Below are 4258 nucleotides of genomic sequence, written 5' to 3' on the forward strand. Positions count from 1 at the left end.
GGAAATCTCGTCGGCAGCGTCAGATGTGCATAAGAGACAGCATATATGCAGGGCTATTTAAGCTCAGAGAGCTTGCTCAGCCTGGCACCGGGATAATAGTACGTCAGAATTTCATCATACTTGAAACCATCCAGCGCCCGTTGTTTGGCGCCATACTGACACAATCCCACACCATGACCATACCCCACACCGTTAAAATAAGCCGTGCCACCCTCGACACGTACTGAAAAGTTGGTGCTTTTTATCACCGTTGACCCAACTGCCATCCTGAATTTGGTTGCCAGCAGACTTATGTTGCCATGTTCTGTCACCAGTACCACGTTCTTCAACCTGCTACGATTATTACGTGGACCTGGTTTAATATCAGTAAGCCCATAGACCTTAAATGATTTCAAGGCTGCTTCAATCTTTGACAACGGCAAAGACTGCTCCCAGCTGCTGGTGGTTGAAGTCAGACCGTACTGGCACTCAACCCCTTGTAGATAGGGCAGTGCTATGCCCCATACATTCTGAGACGCCTCGGTTCGACCACCGCTATTGGCATGATAAAAAGCCTGTATCACCGCACCATTATAGGTCAATACCTGATCTTGCGTCTCAACAACACCACGGGCAGCCCGACTATCCTCATCATCACTGCCTTCGTAGGCCTGATCCATAACCGTTGATTCAAGGTGATAGAACGCCTTGCTGCGCTCCTTCCGTTTAGCCACCGCAAAGGTACGGGCGATCACCGCCTGGGTCTTGATCGACTCCATCGGCCAGGTGGAGGAAATTTCACTATTGATCAGCCCCACCAGATACTGCTCAAGGGGTAACTGATTCACCACCAGCAACTTACCATTCTGCACAGACAACTCAAGCATTCCGCGGTAAGACTTGCCGTTTATGCGCAACTTGCCAGCCGCAGCAAGACGTATCAACCGGCTGGAATCACTTCCGGCCTGCACCCTGCCCCGTTCATTTTGAAATGTAGAAGGGAATTCAAGCGTCAGTGGCTTGCCGGTTTCATCGGTGGCCAGTATACCGTCACCGTCAATGGTGACCGAATCAGCCCCTTTGCTGATGGCAACCCGGATCTGCTCGTTAGTAGCTGCAATCTCAATGGCTGCAGCTCCCTGTGGGACGACTCCGGCCAACAGCAGCAAAAATGTGGTTATGATAAAAGAATATAAGTAGTTCATAAATATCGTCTGAAAGTTTGAAATAGAACCATAAAGCCGTATGAGTGTCAAACAGATTCAAGTTTATCTATAACCATTTCGAGGTTTGACAGGCAGGAAACAGCAGGCTACACTGACAAACCATGGCACTGCTTGAAATCAGCAAACTTACCGTCAGTATCCCCACGCCCCACGGCATTGTGCGTGCCGTCAACAGCGCGGATCTACGCCTTGATCATGGCCAGACAGTGGCCCTTGTGGGTGAGTCCGGCTCTGGCAAGAGCATGACCGCCCGTTCCATCATGGGACTGATCCCGGCATCCGGCAAGATTGAAAGTGGTTCAATCCGCTTTGATGGTCAGGAACTTGCTCACCTTCCTGAAAAGGAACTACGCCTGCTGCGGGGTAACCGGATTGCCATGATCTTTCAGGAGCCGATGACCTCCCTGAATCCGGTTTTAAAAATCGGTGATCAGGTGATGGAGCCGCTGCTGCTACACCGCAGGCTGGATAAACAGACAGCACGGACAGAGACCCTGGAGCTCTTACAACAGGTAGGAATACCATCCCCTGAACAACGGATGAATGACTATCCCCACCAGCTCTCAGGTGGCCAGCGTCAACGGGTCATGATCGCCATGGCCCTTGCCTGTAATCCACACCTGTTGATTGCCGATGAACCGACCACCGCCCTTGATGTCACCATTCAGGCCCAGATCCTTGAACTGATTGATCAACTGCGGCGGGATAAAGGCTTGGCCCTGCTGCTGATTACCCATGACCTGGGTATTGTTGCCCAACGGGCTGACCGGGTGCATGTCATGTATGCCGGGCAGATTGTGGAAGCTGCTGCAACGGATCAGCTGCTCAACAATCCGCTGCACCCTTACACGAAAGGGCTGCTGGCCTCGCTGCCGGAAAATTCCCTGCCGGGTCAACCACTGGCCACCATAGCGGGCCAACCTCCCCGACTTGACAAACCGATCATCGGTTGCCCCTTTAAAGAGCGCTGCCCTGACGCAAAGCCGGTTTGTTTTGAGCAGATGCCTGCCGAGTTGGACAGGGGAGCTGGACACCTGGTTAAATGCTGGAACTATCTTATATGATTGATATTCTATCTATTCACAACGCAGACAAAAGCTTTCCGCTCAAGGGAAATGGCCCGGACAAACAGACCAGGGCCATGCTCAAGGCAGTAGATCAGGTTTCCTTGGGACTGCAACCGGGAGAGACCCTGGGGTTGGCCGGTGAATCAGGCTGCGGCAAATCTACAGTGGCCAAGATGTTGACCGGCCTCCTGCAGCCGGACAGTGGCAGTATCAGGTTCCAAGGCACTGACATCAAGGAACTGCCCCCTGAAACCCAACCTGTTTTCCGGCGTTCAGTGCAGATGATCTTTCAGGATCCATTTTCATCATTGAATCCCCGCATGCGGATCGGCGATGCCATTGCAGAACCGCTTTTGATTCACGGTCTCTGCGACAACCAGCAGATTCGTGAAACCACCATCAAGCTGATGACACAGGTAGGGCTGGCTGGTGATCAATATGACCGTTTCCCCCATGAATTTTCCGGTGGACAGCGTCAGCGGATCGGCATTGCCCGTGCTCTGGCAGCCCAACCAGCGGTGCTGGTGGCTGATGAACCGGTCTCATCACTGGATATCTCTATCCAGGCCCAGATCATCAACCTGCTGCAAGAACTGAAACAACAACACGGCCTTACTATGCTGATGGTCAGCCATGACCTTGGCGTATTACGGCACGTCAGTGACCGGATAGCCGTCATGTATCTGGGCAGCATCGTAGAACTGGCACCGGCCCAGCAGCTATTTATACAATGCCGCCATCCCTATACCCAGGCTTTGCTTGCAGCCATTCCACGCCTGCACAAGGCATCGGACAGCAGCCAGACACCAGCCATCCGTTCCCATGAACTGCCTTCAGCAGCCGATCTACCTCAAGGATGCCGTTTCCATCCCCGTTGTCCCTATGCTGCAGATATCTGCCGTATGGAAACACCACCTCTGGTTGAACAGCGTCCTGATCATGTCGCTGCCTGCCACCTGAGTTATAGTATTTTCAACAAGTAACCTTGCACCAAAGAAAGCATTACATGAACTTTACCCTGCTTAAAAAAGACAAAGACTCAGCCGCCCGTCTGGGGATACTCCAGACCAGCCATGGTGAGATCCAGACCCCGATCTTTATGCCGGTGGCCACCCACGGTGCCATGAAACCGCTGACACCGGCCCAGATTCATGAAACCGGTGCCCAGATCATCCTTTCCAACACCTACCACCTGCACCTGCAGCCAGGTGAAGGACTGGTCAAAAAGGCAGGCGGCCTGCACAAATTCATGGCCTGGGAAAAACCAATTCTGACCGATTCCGGCGGGTTCCAGGTCTTTTCTCTGCCAAAAAAACGGATCACTGAAGATGGTGTCTTTTTCAAGCATGAGCTGACCGGCGAGGAAATCTACCTTGATCCGGCCAAGGCGATCGGGATCCAGCAGGAGCTTGGCTCAGATATCATGATGGCCTTTGATGAGTGTATCCCCTACCCCTGCGACAAGGCCTATGCAGAGCAGTCCACCAAGAAGACCATCCGCTGGTTAAAAGAATGTCAAAAGGCCTGGACCAACCGTGAGACACAGGCCCTGTTTGGCATTGTGCAGGGCAGTGTCTATGAAGACCTGCGGATCATGTGTGCCAAAGAGATGCGCAAGCTGGACCTGCCCGGCTATGCCATTGGCGGCGTCAGTGTTGGTGAAGGCCTGGAGTTGCTTAAAAAGGTGGTGGGCTGGACCGCGCCCCACCTGCCGGGGGACAAGCCACGCTACCTGATGGGGGTTGGCCTGCCTGAAGATATTCTGGAGAGTGTTGAGCGGGGCATAGACATGTTTGACTGTGTGATCCCCACCCGCTATGCCCGCAGTGCCACGCTGTTTACCCGACGCGGAAAGATCAGGGTCAGCAACAAAAACTACAAACGTGATTTTTTCCCGGTTGATCCATCGTGCAGTTGCTACACCTGTCAGAACTTCAGTCGGGCCTATCTGCACCACCTGTTTGCTGCCAACGAGGTGCTTTCAGT

General features: G+C 53.0%; 4 protein-coding genes. 3 read left to right on the top strand and 1 reads right to left on the bottom strand.

The window, feature by feature from the left end:
* Positions 1 to 53: 53 nt before the first annotated feature.
* Entirely contained in the window at positions 54 to 1184 is a 1131-nt protein-coding gene (locus OEL57_RS14695; protein ID WP_300741468.1) for a SpoIID/LytB domain-containing protein, read from the bottom strand.
* Between the two features lie 122 nt (positions 1185 to 1306).
* Between OEL57_RS14695 and OEL57_RS14700 the strand changes: the two genes are divergently transcribed.
* From OEL57_RS14700 to tgt, 3 genes are all read left to right on the top strand, one after another.
* Complete coding sequence (locus tag OEL57_RS14700; RefSeq protein WP_300741469.1) at positions 1307 to 2269, top strand: ABC transporter ATP-binding protein; 963 nt, start codon at positions 1307 to 1309, stop codon at positions 2267 to 2269.
* Positions 2266 to 3255: an ABC transporter ATP-binding protein gene (locus OEL57_RS14705; protein WP_300741485.1), complete on the top strand. Its 990-nt coding sequence runs from the start codon at positions 2266 to 2268 to the stop codon at positions 3253 to 3255. The genes OEL57_RS14700 and OEL57_RS14705 overlap by 4 nt, the downstream gene beginning before the upstream one ends.
* A 23-nt stretch (positions 3256 to 3278) precedes the next feature.
* Positions 3279 to 4258, top strand: a 980-nt coding sequence (gene tgt, locus OEL57_RS14710) for a tRNA guanosine(34) transglycosylase Tgt (RefSeq protein WP_300741486.1), incomplete at its 3' end; no start/stop codon positions are given.

It is taken from the genome of Trichlorobacter sp., assembly GCF_030247655.1.
GTDB lineage: Bacteria > Desulfobacterota > Desulfuromonadia > Geobacterales > Pseudopelobacteraceae > Trichlorobacter.